The organism is Mesorhizobium sp. CA14 (genome assembly GCF_020165195.1).
Lineage (GTDB): Bacteria > Pseudomonadota > Alphaproteobacteria > Rhizobiales > Rhizobiaceae > Mesorhizobium.
The window spans coordinates 35,922-51,659 of sequence record NZ_JAIUHR010000001.1; the positions used below are offsets into that span (position 1 = coordinate 35,922).

General features: G+C 60.4%; 13 protein-coding genes and 2 tRNA genes. 6 read left to right on the plus strand and 9 right to left on the minus strand.

Annotated elements, in window-relative coordinates; translation table 11 throughout:
- Nucleotides 1-173: 173 nt before the first annotated feature.
- The 7 genes from LB565_RS00190 to LB565_RS00220 all read right to left on the minus strand — a co-directional run bounded on the left by LB565_RS00190 (nucleotide 174) and on the right by LB565_RS00220 (nucleotide 8,808).
- Nucleotides 174-1,406 (minus strand): OmpP1/FadL family transporter, encoded by a 1,233-nt coding sequence (locus LB565_RS00190; RefSeq protein ID WP_224581203.1) that lies wholly within the window; start codon nucleotides 1,404-1,406, stop codon nucleotides 174-176.
- A 361-nt stretch (nucleotides 1,407-1,767) separates the two neighbouring features.
- Nucleotides 1,768-4,551 carry a valine--tRNA ligase gene (locus tag LB565_RS00195; RefSeq protein WP_224581204.1) on the minus strand — a complete coding sequence of 928 codons (2,784 nt, stop codon included), beginning with the start codon at nucleotides 4,549-4,551 and terminating at the stop codon, nucleotides 1,768-1,770.
- 307 nt (nucleotides 4,552-4,858) lie between these two features.
- The gene (locus LB565_RS00200; protein WP_224581205.1) at nucleotides 4,859-5,704 is read right to left on the minus strand and encodes a PopZ family protein; all 846 of its coding nucleotides are present in this window, start codon (nucleotides 5,702-5,704) and stop codon (nucleotides 4,859-4,861) included.
- A gap of 278 nt (nucleotides 5,705-5,982) precedes the next feature.
- On the minus strand, nucleotides 5,983-7,362 hold the full coding sequence (locus LB565_RS00205; RefSeq protein WP_224581206.1) for a TolC family outer membrane protein: 1,380 nt from the start codon (nucleotides 7,360-7,362) through the stop codon (nucleotides 5,983-5,985).
- A 183-nt stretch (nucleotides 7,363-7,545) separates the two neighbouring features.
- Nucleotides 7,546-8,217 (minus strand): protein-L-isoaspartate O-methyltransferase family protein, encoded by a 672-nt coding sequence (locus LB565_RS00210; protein WP_224581207.1) that lies wholly within the window; start codon nucleotides 8,215-8,217, stop codon nucleotides 7,546-7,548.
- Nucleotides 8,218-8,309: 92 nt separating this feature from the next.
- Nucleotides 8,310-8,383 (minus strand) — tRNA-Cys (locus LB565_RS00215).
- A 164-nt stretch (nucleotides 8,384-8,547) separates the two neighbouring features.
- Nucleotides 8,548-8,808 carry a hypothetical protein gene (locus LB565_RS00220; protein WP_224581208.1) on the minus strand — a complete coding sequence of 87 codons (261 nt, stop codon included), beginning with the start codon at nucleotides 8,806-8,808 and terminating at the stop codon, nucleotides 8,548-8,550.
- Nucleotides 8,809-9,016: 208 nt separating this feature from the next.
- Here LB565_RS00220 and LB565_RS00225 point away from each other — a divergent pair.
- The 3 genes from LB565_RS00225 (at nucleotide 9,017) to LB565_RS00235 (ending at nucleotide 10,035) form a co-directional block, all read left to right on the plus strand.
- Nucleotides 9,017-9,091, plus strand: a tRNA-Asn gene (locus tag LB565_RS00225).
- A 171-nt stretch (nucleotides 9,092-9,262) separates the two neighbouring features.
- Nucleotides 9,263-9,877: a DUF6338 family protein gene (locus LB565_RS00230; protein WP_224581209.1), complete on the plus strand. Its 615-nt coding sequence runs from the start codon at nucleotides 9,263-9,265 to the stop codon at nucleotides 9,875-9,877.
- A complete protein-coding gene (locus tag LB565_RS00235; RefSeq protein ID WP_224581210.1) occupies nucleotides 9,874-10,035 on the plus strand; it encodes a hypothetical protein in 162 nt (53 codons plus the stop codon). The genes LB565_RS00230 and LB565_RS00235 overlap by 4 nt, the downstream gene beginning before the upstream one ends.
- A 344-nt stretch (nucleotides 10,036-10,379) precedes the next feature.
- Here LB565_RS00235 and LB565_RS00240 read toward each other — a convergent pair whose 3' ends face one another.
- On the minus strand, nucleotides 10,380-10,832 hold the full coding sequence (locus LB565_RS00240) for a hypothetical protein (protein ID WP_224581211.1): 453 nt from the start codon (nucleotides 10,830-10,832) through the stop codon (nucleotides 10,380-10,382).
- Between the two features lie 627 nt (nucleotides 10,833-11,459).
- Here LB565_RS00240 and LB565_RS00245 point away from each other — a divergent pair.
- Together LB565_RS00245 and LB565_RS00250 are read left to right on the plus strand one after the other, a co-directional pair.
- Nucleotides 11,460-11,756, plus strand: a complete 297-nt coding sequence (locus tag LB565_RS00245) for a hypothetical protein (protein WP_224581212.1) — start codon at nucleotides 11,460-11,462, stop codon at nucleotides 11,754-11,756.
- A gap of 12 nt (nucleotides 11,757-11,768) precedes the next feature.
- Complete coding sequence (locus LB565_RS00250) at nucleotides 11,769-12,560, plus strand: hypothetical protein (protein WP_224581213.1); 792 nt, start codon at nucleotides 11,769-11,771, stop codon at nucleotides 12,558-12,560.
- Nucleotides 12,561-13,898: 1,338 nt separating this feature from the next.
- Here LB565_RS00250 and LB565_RS00255 read toward each other — a convergent pair.
- Nucleotides 13,899-14,186, minus strand: a complete 288-nt coding sequence (locus tag LB565_RS00255) for a hypothetical protein (RefSeq protein WP_224581214.1) — start codon at nucleotides 14,184-14,186, stop codon at nucleotides 13,899-13,901.
- Nucleotides 14,187-14,687: 501 nt separating this feature from the next.
- Between LB565_RS00255 and LB565_RS00260 the strand changes: the two genes are divergently transcribed.
- A complete protein-coding gene (locus LB565_RS00260; RefSeq protein WP_224581215.1) occupies nucleotides 14,688-15,458 on the plus strand; it encodes an AAA family ATPase in 771 nt (256 codons plus the stop codon).
- Nucleotides 15,459-15,738 lie beyond the last annotated feature (280 nt).

Below are 15,738 nucleotides of genomic sequence, written 5' to 3' on the forward strand. Positions count from 1 at the left end.
AAGCCTTTTAGCGCGGGGGTTGTTCATAAACTGTTGCCAAAACGTCACAATCGTATCGGGCGCCGGTTGTGACGCGAATCTGCAACAGCGGGCGGAAGGGCGAAGCCAAGCAACAGTCGCCCAACTAAAAAAGGCCGGGCGGCGCCCGACCTTTTTGATGAGTTTTCAGAAACTTAGAACTTGATCTTGATTCCGCCCGAGATCGCCGTGATCAGATCGTTGCCGAAATCGTAACTTGCGTCCGCACCAACAATCTTACCGTTCTCGCCAATCAATATGCCGGAGTGACCGCTGGTCAGCACACCAATGGCACCGGCTAGGCGCACCTCGATGTTGGGTTGCGGTGTATATGCAACCCCACCGCCGAGCGTCCAAGTGTCGGTTTGGGCACCATAGCCATGCGAAGTGCCACGATCCCAGCTGAGCTGAGCGGCGGCGCTCCACTGATCGTTGAACTTATGGCCGATACCGCCCGAAACGGTCCAACCGTCTCGATACATCAGGTCAAGCGAAGTTACCTCTCCCGGACCATTCGTGAAGCAGGACGCCGATGGAGCGAAGAGGGTCGGACAGATCGGAACACTCTGCAGCACACTCCAGTTCACCCATTTGATCGAACCGAAAGCAAGCCAGCCTGGAGCGATGCCGGACTGCAATTTCAGTTCCACCGAGTCCGGCATGTACTGCGTGCTGCCGTAGATAGGCGTAGAGCCCGTAGGCACCGACGGTGCCGTCAGCGTACCGGCGATGTTGTCGAGCTTGACCTGCGAATTGTAGACCAAGCTGGCGCGAAGTGCGATCTCGGGGATTTCGTATGCAACGCCGGCGCGCCACCCCCAACCACTGGCTTCCAGATCGACGCGGCCAAGCACTGGTTGTCCGAGGGGAGTGAAGCCGACCAAGCTTTCCTTGAAGCCTGAAATATCCTGGTAGAACACGCCGCCGATGAAGCGGAGCTGGCCCTTGCCTGCATCAAACTTGTAAGAGCAGGTACCGGCGTAGTTGTTGCTCTTGATATCGGTCTCGACGTTGGAAACCGCACCGTTCCACAGACCTGGCGCTGTATGTGCGCCCCAAGGCTGCGAGTAGTCGACCATGCAGTCGACGCCTTGGACAACTTGGGCTTTGACGCCGATGCGCGGCACCCAATACGGCTCCGCTCCGTCAGCCGTAGTGCCTAAGCCTAGATCAGCGCCGAACGGTCCCTTCGCATTCTTGTACTTGCGATCCGGCATCACATAGGTTGCTTCCGCCTCCGTCGCGACCGGCGCGGGATCGAAAAGCAGGTCGATGTCGTAGCCGCCGCGCTCCAGGCCGCCGGCATGCGCGGGATGCATCGCGGCGCCGATCAAAGCGATCGAAAAGCAGCCTGCCCCCGCCAGAGCTTTGAGCCGCAAGATGTTCATGGAAATCCCTCCCCGAAATACAAGTGGCTCAAGCTAGAACCAATTCGGGTTAACGACGCAACAACGTTTTCAAGAGTTGTACATGTACACCTTGACAGCACGTATTTTTGCCATGGTGATCGGCGCCGCAGCTGGCGCCTGAACCACACCGGCTGACCTCAAAAGGGCTGAAAAAATCCAAAAATCACCCAAAACAGGGCAAAAACAGCCGATTTCAGGGCAGACGAGCCCCATTGTTACATTATGGCAACAATGGGGCGCAAACTTTCCGTTTACGTCAAAATTAACGTAGCGGCACGCTCGTTTTCGAGGCAGCTAACGTACCGGAAAGCGCCTCCTCCGTGAGGCCGAATCTTACCGCTCAGCCGGCGTCGCGCACCCTGGTCAAAGCCACCGAAAGCTTCTCCTGCGCCTCGCGATATTCGGCGAGTTTCTCGCGCTCGGCCTCGACCACTTCTTCCGGCGCGTTGGCGACGAACTTTTCGTTCGAGAGCTTCTTGTGCAGGCGCGCGATCTCCTCGGTCACCTTGGCCAGTTCCTTCTGCAGCCGTGCAGCCTCGGCCTTGAGGTCGATCAGGCTGCCGAGCGGCAGGCTCACCGTCGCCTCGTTGAGCACGATCTGGGCCGAGCCCTTGGGCGTTGCATCGGCAAGCGCAATATCGCCGACGCGCGCCAGCCGCTTGATCGCCTGGGCGTGGCGCTCCAGCCGCTCCTGCGTCGCCGTGTTGGCACCGATCACCATCAGCGGCGCGATCGCCGCCGGCGGCACATTCATCTCCGAGCGCACCGAGCGGATGCCCGAGACAAGATCGACAAGCCAGTTGACGTCTGCGGCGGCCTCCTCGTCCTCGAAGTCGGGCGACGGCCAGGCGGCATGGCAAAGCAGCGAGGAGCGCTCCTTGCCCTCGCCCGCGGTCTGCGCCCACAACTCCTCGGTCATGAACGGCATCATCGGATGCAGGAGCTTGTAGATCTCGTCCAGCACGAAAGCGACGCAGGCCCGGCTCTCGGCTTTGGCGGCCTCGTCCGTGCCCATGAACACCGGCTTCAACAGTTCCAGATACCAGTCGCAGAACAGGTTCCAGACGAAGCGGTAGGCAGCAGTCGCCGCCTCGTTGAACCGGTAGCTGGTGATGCCTTCAGTGACCGCGCGCGCCGCCCGCGTCAGCTCGGTCAGGATCCAGCGGTTGACCGGCAGCTTGGCGTCGTTCAGCCAGAAATCGTCGTCGCGCGCGACTTCGTTCATCTCGGCGAAGCGCGTCGCGTTCCACAGCTTGGTGCCGAAATTGCGGTAGCCGGCGATGCGCGCCGGATCGAGCTTCACGTCGCGCCCCTGCGCCGCCATGACGGTCAGCGTGAAGCGCAGCGCGTCGGCGCCGTATTCGTCGATCAGGTCGAGCGGATCGATGACGTTGCCTTTCGACTTCGACATCTTCTGCCCGTTCTTGTCGCGCACCAGCGCATGCACATAGACGGTGTGGAAGGGCTCCTCGTCCATGAAGTGCAGGCCCATCATCATCATGCGGGCGACCCAGAAGAAGATGATGTCGAAGCCGGTCACCAGCACGTCGGTCTGGTAATAGGTCTTGAGCTCGGGCGTCTGGTCGGGCCAGCCGAGCGTCGAGAACGGCCACAGCGCCGACGAGAACCAGGTGTCGAGCACGTCCTCGTCGCGGGTCAGGATCTCGCCGGGCTGGAAGTTCTCGAGCTTGTCCTCGACCCAGGCCTTCCACGGCCCGTCCAGCGCGAGGTAATATTCGACCGCCGCGGCTAACGCCTCTTCCTCTGTCTTCTCGACGAAGACGTGCCCGTCCGGCCCGTACCAGGCCGGGATCTGGTGACCCCACCAGAGCTGGCGCGAGATGCACCAGGGCTGAATGTTCTCCATCCAGTCGAAATAGGTCTTTTCCCAGTTCTTCGGCAGGAAGTTGGTGCGACCCTCGCGCACCGAGGCGATCGCCGGCTTGGCGAGCTCGGCGGCGTTGACATACCACTGGTCGGTCAGGAACGGCTCGATCGGCACGCCGCCGCGGTCGCCATGCGGCACGGTATGGCGATGCGGCTCGACCTTTTCCACAAGGCCACCAGCTTCCATCAACTCGACGATCTTCTTGCGGGCAGTGAAACGGTCGAGGCCATCCAGCTCGTCCCACACCGCCTGGCGCTCCGGCGTGACGTCGAGACCTGCGAGGAAGTCCTCATTGTCCTTCAGCTTGATGGCCGCTTCGACCGTCAGGATGTTGATCGCCGGCAATTTGTGGCGCTTGCCGACCTCAAAATCGTTGAAGTCGTGCGCCGGCGTGATCTTGACCGCGCCGGAGCCTTTTTCCGGATCGGAATACTCGTCGGCGACGATCGGTATCTTGCGGCCGACGATCGGCAGCACGACGTTGCGGCCGACCAGGTCGGTGAAGCGCTCGTCGTCCGGATGCACGGCCACGGCCGTGTCGCCGAGCATCGTCTCGGGACGAGTCGTGGCGACCGTGATGAAGGTCTTGGGGTTCTCAGGGTCGAACGCCTCGCCTTCGATCGGATAGCGGAAGTGCCAGAGATTGCCGTTCACCTCGTGCTGCTCGACCTCCAGGTCGGAGATGGCGGTGAGCAGCTTCGGGTCCCAGTTCACAAGGCGCTTGTCCTTGTAGATGAGGCCTTCCTTATAGAGGGTGACGAAGACCTCCAGCACGGCCTCGGACAGGCCCTCGTCCATGGTGAAGCGTTCGCGCGACCAATCGGCCGAGGCGCCGAGCCGCTTCAATTGGTTGAAGATCGCGCCACCGGATTCGGCCTTCCACTCCCAGACTTTCTCGATGAACTGCTCGCGCGTCAGATCGCGGCGGTGGATCTGCTTTTCCATGAGCTGGCGCTCGACCACCATCTGCGTGGCGATGCCGGCGTGATCCATGCCGGGCTGCCAAAGCACGTTCTTGCCGCGCATGCGCTCGAAGCGCACGAGAATATCCTGCAGCGTATTGTTGAGCGCATGGCCCATATGCAGTGAGCCGGTGACATTCGGCGGCGGGATGACGATGGTGAAGGCTTCCGCCCCTTCCTCCGCGCCGGCGCCGGCCCGGAAGGCGTCGGCCTCTTCCCAGATTTTGGCGATCTTCGGCTCGACGGCTTTGGCGTCGTATGTCTTTTCAAGCATGGAGGAAGTCCGAACTGTCGGGAACAAGCGTCCGGTGTAAATCGGAAGGTCTTGGCCGAGTCAACCGCGAGAACTGCGATCGCCCTCACAGATAGGCCTGCCGCGGCCAGGGGCAATGCCGCCGGTTCCGCGATGGCGTGCCCGCCCGATGCAAGTCGCAGGCAAGTGCGCAGCGGCGCGGAGACAGCGACACGCATCAAAACAGAAGCTTAAGCGCGTCGATTGAATCCGTTTCAAGCGACGCTTCAGACTGCCTTAAACAAAAACGCCGCCCCAAGGCGGCGCTCCGACAGCGTGTTCCGTCAGCCTACTGCGCCCCGCGCGCCACGCGCTCGATCTCCTCGCGCACCAGCCTTTCGACCAGCGTCGGCAGATTGTTGTCGAGCCAATCCTGCAGCATCGGCCGCAGCATCTCCTCGGCCATCTCGTCGAAACTCTTCTTGCCGCGGCTGGCAAAAGCGTCGGAAAGCTCGCCGAAGGCCGCGGCGACCTGCCGGCCCGTATGTTCCGAAAGGATCGCAGGCCGAGCCGGCTGCGCCTCCGGTTCGGATGCCTGGGAGTCGCCTGCTTGCGTGGAAGCTTCAGTCGCCGGCCGAACCTCTTCCTTCTCGATCTCGACCTTCTCGATCTCGACCCGCGGCGCGGCTTCCGGCGCCTTTGCGGTCGGCTTAGCGGTGACCGTGCTGCCGCCCGCCGCCGCGATTTCCCGCCGCCAATCGGTGACAATGGTCCCGGCGGTCTGCGGCGCATTTGCCGCCGCGGGCTTGCTCGCTGCCGGCGACGCGCTCGATTGAGCGGCGCTCCTGGCCCCGACCTCCGACAAGGTCGTCGGCGCGGGCGCCGCCCTGACCGGCTCGTGGCGAGCCTCGGCGCGCGTCAGCGCAGGATCGGTCGCGGCAAGCTGTGCTTGGACTTCCGCCAGCGTCACCGGCTTGCGGGCGTCGGCATGCAATTCGGAGCGAAAGTCGCCAACCTCGACATTCGGCACAGCCGCGGGGGATACGGCAGCGGCGGCCGGTTCCAGATCCTGGCGCAGCTCGCCGGCCTCGGCCGGCTGCTTGCGGCCGGTGTCGCTGTCTTCAATGATCCTCCGGATGGAAGCCAGTATCTCTTCCATGGAAGGTTCGCGCTGCGCGCTGCTTGCCGTCGCCATCGTCACATCCGCCGCCCTAGTGACCTGTTCAAGAACCAGACCTGTTCAACAACTGCCTGTTCAAGAACTTGACCCGTTCAGGAATTCCGTTCCTGCCCGGGTCGGAATTCGAATCAATGGAGACAGCGTAACCGACCGATCGTCATCCGAGAATCCCCAATCTGGGGACTGCTTGGATTTCAACAGATTAGGCGACGCGCAGCCCGGCGACGAATCCGCAAAAACAAACGCCGCGCATCCATTGGACGCGCGGCGTTTATCAAAGCTTGGACCGGAAATCAGCGCCCGTCAGGCGTGCGCAGTCCGTACCATTTGTCCTTGACGGCGTTGTAATGCTCTTCCGGCCTGTATTTGGTGACCGCCAGACCCAGCCGATCGACCGACAGCCGGCCCATCGCCGACAGGATGGCGTAGCTCGCCACGACCACGTCGCGCTCGGAACTGGCCTGATTGATCTTGGCGGTAATGACGGCGTTCTGCGCGTTCAACACGTCCAGCGTCGTGCGCTGGCCGACATTGCGCTCTTCGATGACGCCGTTGAGCGCCAGCTGCGCGGCTTCGATGACCTGCCTGTTGGCGTCCACGCTTTCGCGCGCCGCGATGTATTGCGTCCAAGCCGAGACCACGGCCTGGCGCACCTGGTCGCGGCTGACGTCGACCTGGATCCGCGCTTGGCTGAGCGATTCCTTGTTTTGCCGCACCAGCGCCGAGGTCCGCCCGCCCGAATAGATCGGAATGGTCAGCGTGGCGCCGATATTGGCCGAGGTGGAGGTGCCGTTGGTGCCCCTGATGTCGGGAACGGCGTGGCTGTAATTGTCCGAAATGCCGGCCGAAGCCGTCACCTGCGGCAGCAGCGCGCCTTCCGATGATTTCACCGAAAACGCCGCCGCATCGACGAGGTGCTGGGTGGCGAGGATGGCCGGATGCTCGGCGGAGGCGACGGCCAAGGCCGAATCGAGGTTGCTCGGCAACAACTTGCCGAGCGGCGAAGCCGCCCTCAGCTTGCCCGGCTCGTCGCCGACGATCTGATGGTAGGTGGCGGCGCTCGCCAGCGCCGTCGCGCGGGCGGCGCTGAGCTGCGCCACGGCGGTGGCGCGCGAGGCATCGGCCTGGGCGACGTCGGTGCGGGTGCCCTCGCCAACCTCGAAACGCGAGCGGGCGGCGCGCGCCTGCTCGCTCAGGAATTGCAGGTTCTGCTCGGTCAGCGCCGCGACCTGGCGGTCGCGAATCACGTCCATATAGGCGCTCGCCGCGTTGAACAGGATGTTCTCTTCGGTGTTGCGCAGGCTTTCGACCGAAGCCTTCACCTGCGATTCGGCGGCGGCGACGTTGTTCTTGGTCTGAAAGCCATCGAACAGCGTCTGGTTGATCTGCACGCCGAAGCTGCCCGTGGTGATGTTCTGGGTGGCGCCTTGGGCGTGGGTGCTGGTGTAGTCGATGCTGCCCGAACCGGTGACGGTCGGGCGCCAGCCCGACTTGGCGATGGCAACGCCCTCATCGGTGACGCGCACGCCGGCGCGAGCGGCGTTGAGCTGCGAATTGTATTGGTAGGCTTTGGCGAGGGCGCCCGTAATGGTCTCGGCGGAGGCGGCCAGCGGCGAAAGCGCCGTGGCCGAAACAAGGATAGTTATTAAAATGCTCTTGCGTAGAGACGGCACGTTATTTCCCTCATTCGTTTTGCATGGGAACCACGCCACGTCAGCCTACCCCTACGGATCGGCCAGCGCCGCGTTGTTTATCGTTCCCCCGCTGACAGCCTCCCGAAACGCCCGGTTAACGATCAGCAACGATTGTTAGGCGCAAGCGATCATGACAGCGCCTTCGCTGCAAGGCAAAAACGCTCAGAATTCAAACGCGTGGGCACGTTCGAAGCCCGGTAGTGGCTTAATTGCCGCATTAAAGGCCCGTCTCCCGGTTACAACCCCCCCTGCTTTAAAAAACAGCCGGGCCACGCCAGAGTTGCCCCGTCCTTCGACTGCAACCAGGCGTCCACCTTCCGCAAGCTGGTCGAGCAATGCCTGCGGCACTTCCTCGATGCTGCCGCCGATGAAGATCACGTTGTAAGGCGCTTTAGCGGCATGCCCCTGCGGCAGCGGCCCGTTGACCACCGTGACGTTCTGGCAGCCAAAGTTGGAAAGCGTGGATTTGGCGGCCTCCGCCAGCGCGGGATCGCTCTCCACCGCCACCACGGACCGCGCCAGCCTGGACAGCAATGCGGCGGAATAGCCGGTGCCGCAACCGACATCGAGCACCGAATCGCTCGCGTCGATCTCGGCCAGCTGCAAAAGCTTGGCGAGTGGCGACGGCTCCATCAGGTAGCGCGCGCTGCCATTGGCGCCATCGGAAATGCGGATATCCTCGTCGATATAGGCCAGATCCTGCTGTCCGGCGCCGACAAAGGCCTCGCGCGGGACGGTCAGCATCGCTTCGATGATCGGCGCGCTGGTTACATCGGTGGTGCGGATCTGGCCGTCGACCATCTTCACGCGGCGTTCGGAGAAATCAGCGTTCATGTCCCAACATTCCGCTCCCCGCGCCAGACACGCGGCCAAAAGTTCGACTGGAACCCCGCTCCGGCGCGATTGCGCTGGAGCCCGCAAGCATCTGGAGGCCTCGCCCGGAATCGAACCGGGGTGCAAGGATTTGCAGTCCTCTGCGTAACCACTCCGCCACGAGGCCTCGCAATGCTCCCGGCGTTCCGAGCGAACTCATTATGTTGGCGCTCAAAGGTCGTCAAGCGCTCGCGCGCCATTCCCGACGCTTTCGCGTGGAGCGGCCAAAGTGGTGATTACCAATCGGTTGTCAGGGGTCAGGCATCGCTGTGGCGCAACCGCCGCGGCCTCTCAGTCGGGCCGGCGCCGGCGTCCCCACCAGACGACGAAACGCCGCCGGTGGCGTCGGATCATGGCGAATTCATAGGATAGAACCAGGAGGCCGAGCGGAATCATCCAGAAACCGAGAATCGGCAGAAAGCCCAGAAGCCCGCCTAGGGTAAGCAGCATGCCGATCGCGATTCGCCAGCCGCGCGAGCGCGGCATGGTGAACTCGCGGCCGAAGATCGAAATCTTCCGCGCCGGGGCGTTGTCATCATCCGCTGCGGTCATTCAAGCCATATCCCATCTGCTGCCTAAGCCATGTCAAGGCGATGACCGGCCGCTTTGTTCCGCGCCGGTGTGAAGCCCTTCATATGTGGGCGCGCCGGACGATGGCACAAATAGCCGCATCAAAATCTGGAGAAAAATTGCGAAATGCTTCTTTGCAAAGCCGAAAGGTGTTTGCTATAGGCTGCGCCACTCACGTCAGAGCCTCCGTTCCCCGGTAGCTCAGTGGTAGAGCAACCGGCTGTTAACCGGTTGGTCGCTGGTTCGAATCCGGCCCGGGGAGCCAAAATCTTTTCAAGCGTTTAGCTTAAATCCTTATCCTGCCATTCTGCTGGCAGTGCCGGCTTGGAGCTACATCCTGGGCTACATCTGAGCAGTGGAATAACCTTCGACACGGCTTGAACCCCTTCCCCTAGGCGCCGCAATCTCGCGCTCATAGACGAGGAGTGATTCGGCGATGGGGTTCGAGGTGGAAGACCTTTCTAAGGTCGCCAACGGCCTCGCCCTGCTCGTGCCTGGACTGCTCATCCTCTATGTGCGCGCGCAATTTCTCACCGGCCGCACACCTTCGCACACAGAAGCTCTGCTATCCTACGTGGTCGTGACCATCATTTATTATGCGGCGGTCCTACCGTTGTTCGCCTTGGGCATTCAGAAGGACACGGACGCGATTTGGGTTTGGCTCGGATGGGCCGGACTTATCATTGTGGTGCCGCTGCTCATCGGTCTGCTGCTCGGCCTCGGCCATCAAAAGGAATGGTACGGCAAGGTCTGTGAGTGGCTGAACCTCGAGGTCGTCCATACGATGCCGACTGCGTGGGATTGGAAGTTCAGCCAGCGGACAGAACATTGGCTCATCATAAAACTGAAAGATGGCACCATTTTCCACGGGTACTACGGCCTGAAGTCGTTCGCATCCTCGGACAACGAGCGCGACATTTACGTGGAGCAAATTTTCAGCCGCAACAGAGCGGGGAGTTGGATACCAATGCCAAACGGACTTTGGGTCCAGGCAGCAGAAGTCAGTACTATCGAGTTTTTGGACATCGACCGAAAGGAAGGCGAAAAATGACTGACAAAAAAGACACCAGCAGGAACATTCAGCATGTTGACGTCAGGAAAGGCTACCAACCGACCAAGGGCAATGTGCAAGGCGGGTACAAGCCCACATCTGGCGGCGGTGCGCCGACGAAAACACCGACCACCAGCAGCGGCGGCCGGAAGAAATAGGGAGGAATCACATTATCGGCGCAGCGCAATGATTGTCATTGGAGAATATCACGCGCGTAATGCCAGCGATCTCGAACCAGGCGAGCTCATCTGCTTTGATCTGGGTCGCGGGCGGATTTACGGGATCAGGGGGACGTTTGGGAGAAGTGAACCTTCAATCGTCGTCCTGCAGTCCGAGGAGCCCGGGTTTCGAGGCTCTTATATGCTTGACCCTGGCACAATTCACCGCTGCCTTTCATTTGGCCTCAACTGGGTTCTTGAGCCTCTCTTAGGGACCGAACTGCCGCCAGGAGAGGGATGCCGAATTCCTGGTACGTTGGTTATACACAATCAAGACATCCAGGTCATAACAAAGATCCGTCCTGGGAATATTCGTCCCATGCGGCCTGGATCTGCGCTCGTTCCTTTGCCACCGCCTCATGCCAAGCTTGCACGGGTGCCGGGCGCCAATCGAAGCCATCCTTCACCAAGTCGCCGAACATCTTGCGATCCCGTGCCGATGTGAGCATGTCCTTGAGATCATCCGGCATTGACGGCATTTCCCAGGCGCTCGGATGAAGCGGCTTGGCACCGGCTGCCTTCTCGGCCTTCCGGCTCAGCCGACTTTGCGTCCGTTCGAGCTCGTTCATTCGAACCTTGACGGTTTCCATCTCCTGTTCGAGCTGGAACAGTTCGGCGTCGGGATGACGTTGTTGCGGCATGCTCAGCGCCTCCCGCGATGTCAGCGTGGTCGCTAGGGCAGCCGTAGCGCCTGCTGAAGACGCTAGGATGGCGCGACGATCGACGTGTTGGTTCATAAAGCTCTTCTGTGCAAACGGTTCGGATGTATTTTCCGCAAGCGCATGCGAGGACAGTTGCAGTTTACGAAAGAAGGCTATCTGAAGTAGATCCTGTGGATAAGCTACAACCTTACCGCAAGAGGCTGTGAGCGCTGCCCGTGCGCGAGTCATTGCATGAGATGTCGTTGTCCCAAGTCTCACGGTTCGAACCGACTTCTGAAGGCCGGCGGAGGGGCGGCAAATTTCGCCTTGCTCCTATCTCGGTGGATGGCACTGAAACTGGGGGTTCAGAACCAGCCGTGAGACTGGCGCGACGCTTTTACGGTTTCCCGCTGGACGGAACGGCGCCCACCCCGGCAATATCGGTCTGGATTGGAGCCGCGCCGCCAAGCGCGTCCATTGCTTCCACGAGGAAGCTTTCTCAGCCGCCGCTGATCGACGCCAATCGATCGGCAGACCCCGCCAAGGGTCGCGGCCTATCACGGTCAGGGTTCTGAAGCCCACGGACACGATCATCTGATTTGCTGGAAAATTCAATTCCCCATTTCTGGGGAGATCACTGCTTTTCGCGGCAGCCAAGCGCCGGCTTGCGCGCATTCGAGAGTTGCGCAAGTATTCGCGCCAGGCGTGACTTGGGAGGCGGGGATGGTAACCAGGGTCGAAATAAAGAGCCAGCAAGACTTCACAAGCGTAGGCAGTGCCGGAGCCTTGATATTCATAGCCGGGCCGCTGGTCGGCGCGTTTGGATATTACAAGGTGCTTTCGGCTGGCGACTATGTCGACACAACGGGATACTGGATTATCCTTTGGCTTGGGGCGATTGCAGCTCAAGCCGGGGTCGTCTTCATGCTGGTCGGCAGGAAATACGACCATGAAGTCACCGTTCATCCTGCCAATCAACAACAACCTTCCAAGCTTGGCGAGCGGCCAGAGTGGAGTTGAGCGTCCCGCTCTATGATGCCCAAGAAAGAAGTCCATTTTGGCAAGTGCGCCGTTTGCGGGGTAGAGGACCGACTGACCCTTGAACACGTTCCGCCTGAGGCGGCATTCAACAAGGGCAGCATGCGGTTCTCTGACATCAATCACTACTTCGACAGTGGCCGGCTTGCAGGCGAACTTGCCCACCCATCTAAGATGAGACATCGGACCAGCCGTCGAGGTGCTGGAGGCTATACGCTGTGCCAGCAGTGCAATAACGACACGGGCGCCTGGTATGTTCGACGTTATGTCGAATGGAGCATCCAAGGCATGGAGTTTCGTTTAGCGGGCGGCAGCTCATTGTCGCTGCCCTTTCGGATTTTCCCCGGCGCCGTGGCGAAGCAGATCGCGTGTATGTTTGCCAGTGCTTGCGGAGCTGGCATGTTCGAAGCCAACCCTTCGCTTCGGAAGTATGTGCTTGATCGTGAAGCAATGGGTTTCGATGCGAAATTGAGACTATTCTGCTTCATGACCGACCCACGCTCTTCGAAGACGCGACAGGCCGGGATTACAGGGATGCTCAGTCTGGGTGGGCCTTCACACACCTTCGCCGAGATCAGCTTCCCGCCGTTCGGCTACATTCTATCTTTTGATTCCGAGCCACCCAGCAAAGGGCTCACCGACATCACGTTCTTCAGCCATCACCATTGGCGAGCCTATCGTGAGATGCATCTGAAAATGCCGATGCGGGAAATCCATACCTACTTCCCAGGCGACTTCCGCACTGGGGCTGAATGGCAGGCAGCTTTGGATAGGCCAGGGCCTTAGGGCAAGGCATTTAGCCCTTCCGCTGCTCTGGCGTGACAGCGAGATTTGTGAACTGCAGGTTCTGGTCGTTGCGGCCAGCGGCACGGCATTCGCTGCAATAGGCGATCTTGAGCAATCCCAGTGGAAGGCAACGCTGCTCCGGCCCGAACCGCTTGGCAAGCGCGGGGGCGACGTCTAGAATTGCTCTTCGCCTGCATATGAGGCAGGCCACCGACAAGCCTGTGCCCAGCGCGAGTTTACCGCCAGCGTGCCATCTATGGCGAGAATCTTGGGGCTGATGGGCTCGATCTCAGCCGGAGCGCTGCGAGCCTTGCTGGTCAGGCCCGGCCTGACTGGTTCTACCCCGCCAGCCTTGCCGGGCCGCTTGTCTCCGAGGTGACATCCGCTGTCGTCGCCGGCCAGGCCTCGTCCTCTTCGATCCCAATGCTGTCCCCATCTCCACGCACCTTGTTCCGATCCCAGCGCGGCTTGGGACCGGGCAGATCGCGCGATGATTAGCTTCCGTTGAGCTCCCCTATGGTCGGACAGAACTGCAAACGATAGCCAGGCTCGAATGTCCCTGTTGTGGGATGGAGCCGCCCGACCGCAAGCGTTTACCGCTGCTTGCCAGGCGTAAGGGCCGGCAGTGCCGGCGCTAGGCTCGGAAGCCATGTGGCTTGGGAGGCGCGGCGGTTCACCGTCGCTGCTCGTCGTCGCCTTCATGCAACGGTTCCAGCAGCGCGGCACAATCGATCAGATCGTGAAATTGGGCGCTTGGGTCAAGCCGAAGGCAGGAGCCGTAAGATCGCAGGTTTCGCAGCCCTTGCATTTTTTGTAGCCTCGCCCGACGTTCCGCTTCCCCCGGCAATGGTCGAGTTGAGCTTTTGTACTTTTCTACCGGAGACTGCATGAGCAGCCCCTCCCCGAGGTTTCTGTCCTAGCGACGATCCTATGACTCGCGCAGCGACGAGCCATCATCTATTTGCAGGCAAATGCTTCCGGCGAGACTGAGGGAATTACGGTGACAGTGCGCATTTGACGCGGGGCCTGTCTATGCTGGTGGTCCTTCCTCATAGAACCAGGAAGACATTTTCGGAAACTGTTCTCCGTTAAAGGGCAAGAACTAAAGCAGTGCATTGCAACGCCTCTGTCGCAACAATCCTACCAACTGCAGGACCAGGGTAGGCAACTGCAGGACCAGGGTAGGCGCCCACCAAAAAGCCCGCCGCCCCAATGAGAAGGCAGCGAGCTTTAGACGGGCGGCTGCATCCCTGCGGAATCGACCGCCTCAACCCGCCACCCGAATAGGTGTTGTTCCATAGCGGGATAACGGTGTGATGGGCTCATAGAGGGGAGGCTTCAGCCCCCCATCTTCTTGGCCATCGCGCAGAAGTCTGCGTGCGACTTGTTAATGGTCGTGTCGCCGCAGTCTTTCAAAACCGCAGTACGCTCATCCGGCTTCATGGCCATCCAGGCAGTCTTGAAATCCGCCTCGGTTCTTAATGTTTTCATGCCAGCGTCGGTGAAGAACGGCGCCATCTTGGCCGGGTCATCAAGGGCGGACGTCCCGGTACTACTACCGGCTATCGCGGCACTACCCATCATTGCGAGCGCAACTGCGCTCATGCAGAGCACCTTCATTCTCATTTGAATATCCTCCGGTTAGGTCCTCAATGAAATGTGACCGTGACGGAAGAACGCGTAGTCATTCGAGACGTTCCCACGCGTTGTAAACAGTTACGCCCGAATTACGGGTGACAGTGCATCTTTTCCTTTTGCAGCCAGCCCGACGTTGCTCCGGGAGCGCCGGCTTGGATCATTAGCCGCCGTAATTCCGCAGGCATAGACGACGTTAGGCCCAACGGAATGGGCATTCAGTCCAAATTGCTGGTTTTCACGACGCCAAATAACCTTGCTGAGGAAAGGCAGGGTAAATGGCTGGGAAACGGGCGATTGCTGTCAAAGATTGGTCTTGCGCCATGAGTGACGAGATCGGCCGCGTGGTCTTGGCCATAAACTCGACCGAAGGTGAAACGACCTACGTTCTTATGACAATCTTCCAGGCGGCGAAAATGGCTCAGGAGCTGCGGTCGCCGAAGCTGGTCCCTCGATATGACATTTAGCCCAAGTCAGCAGGGTTCCTAATGCATGATTGTTGAATTCGTAGGTCCAGCTGGGTCAGGCAAAACGACATTTGCGCATGCGCTCTATGAACAGCTGCGGGCTCATGGGCACCCTGCGAGGATTGTTCTCACCGACCGGCGCGCTGTTCATCGATCCATGCTGGACCCCGGCGGCATAGTCACTGCGATCGGTCGAGTCGCCCGCGCGGCTGCACGCTCGATCGGCATGGCCTGTCGCCCATCCGCAAATGCCGTCGACTTCAAAATTCGCGCAAATCTGGTTCACACACTGCCTCCCAAAAACGTGATCTGGCGCATCAGGCTAAGTCAATACGTTCTCCGCCTTGCCCGTGCGTGGCGCCAATCTGCCACCAGCGAGGAAATTCTTATTTTCGACGAAGCCTTCGTTCAGGCGGTTTCGATGCTCGCCTGCTTCAGTGGAACAGCAGATGAGACGTGCCTCGCTCACGCGCTGGATTTCATACCCGAGTCGGACATGGTGGTTAGAATCGACGCCTGCGAGCAACTTCTCATCGAGCGGCTTGACCGGAGACAGAAGAGCCATACCTTTGCCGAGCGTTGGTTCGAAACCGACTTGGACATAAGGCTTCAGTCGGCCGCAGTAGTCGCACACGTATGCGGCTTGCTGACGGCGCGCGGGCGGCTGATCATTGACGTCGACGCCAACAATCAACATTCACTAACGCTGGCGATCGACGAAATCGAAGAGGAAATCCTGGCGAGGTACAAACGCAGCTTGCACTCAGTCGCCTATCCGCCAATCCCCTTGCATTGATTGGCGGCCTGCTACGGGCTTCCAGTCACCGTCGGCGAAGACGGCTGTTGCTGCCAAACATCACCGCTCCGGCGAGCTGCCTCCACCCCACATGGGCCAAATTCCGATGGTCATTGTGCCGGCGAATTTTGCTTTGCGGCCCGGCCGCCCTGCCTTAGCCTTCGCTCGAAACACCTTGCCGGCAAGCCGATAGCGGTCCCGACGATATCGCGCAGACCCGCGTCGGCCATATCGAAGCCGTGATGTTCCGTTCGCCGACGGGTTTCGACATACTCTTCGA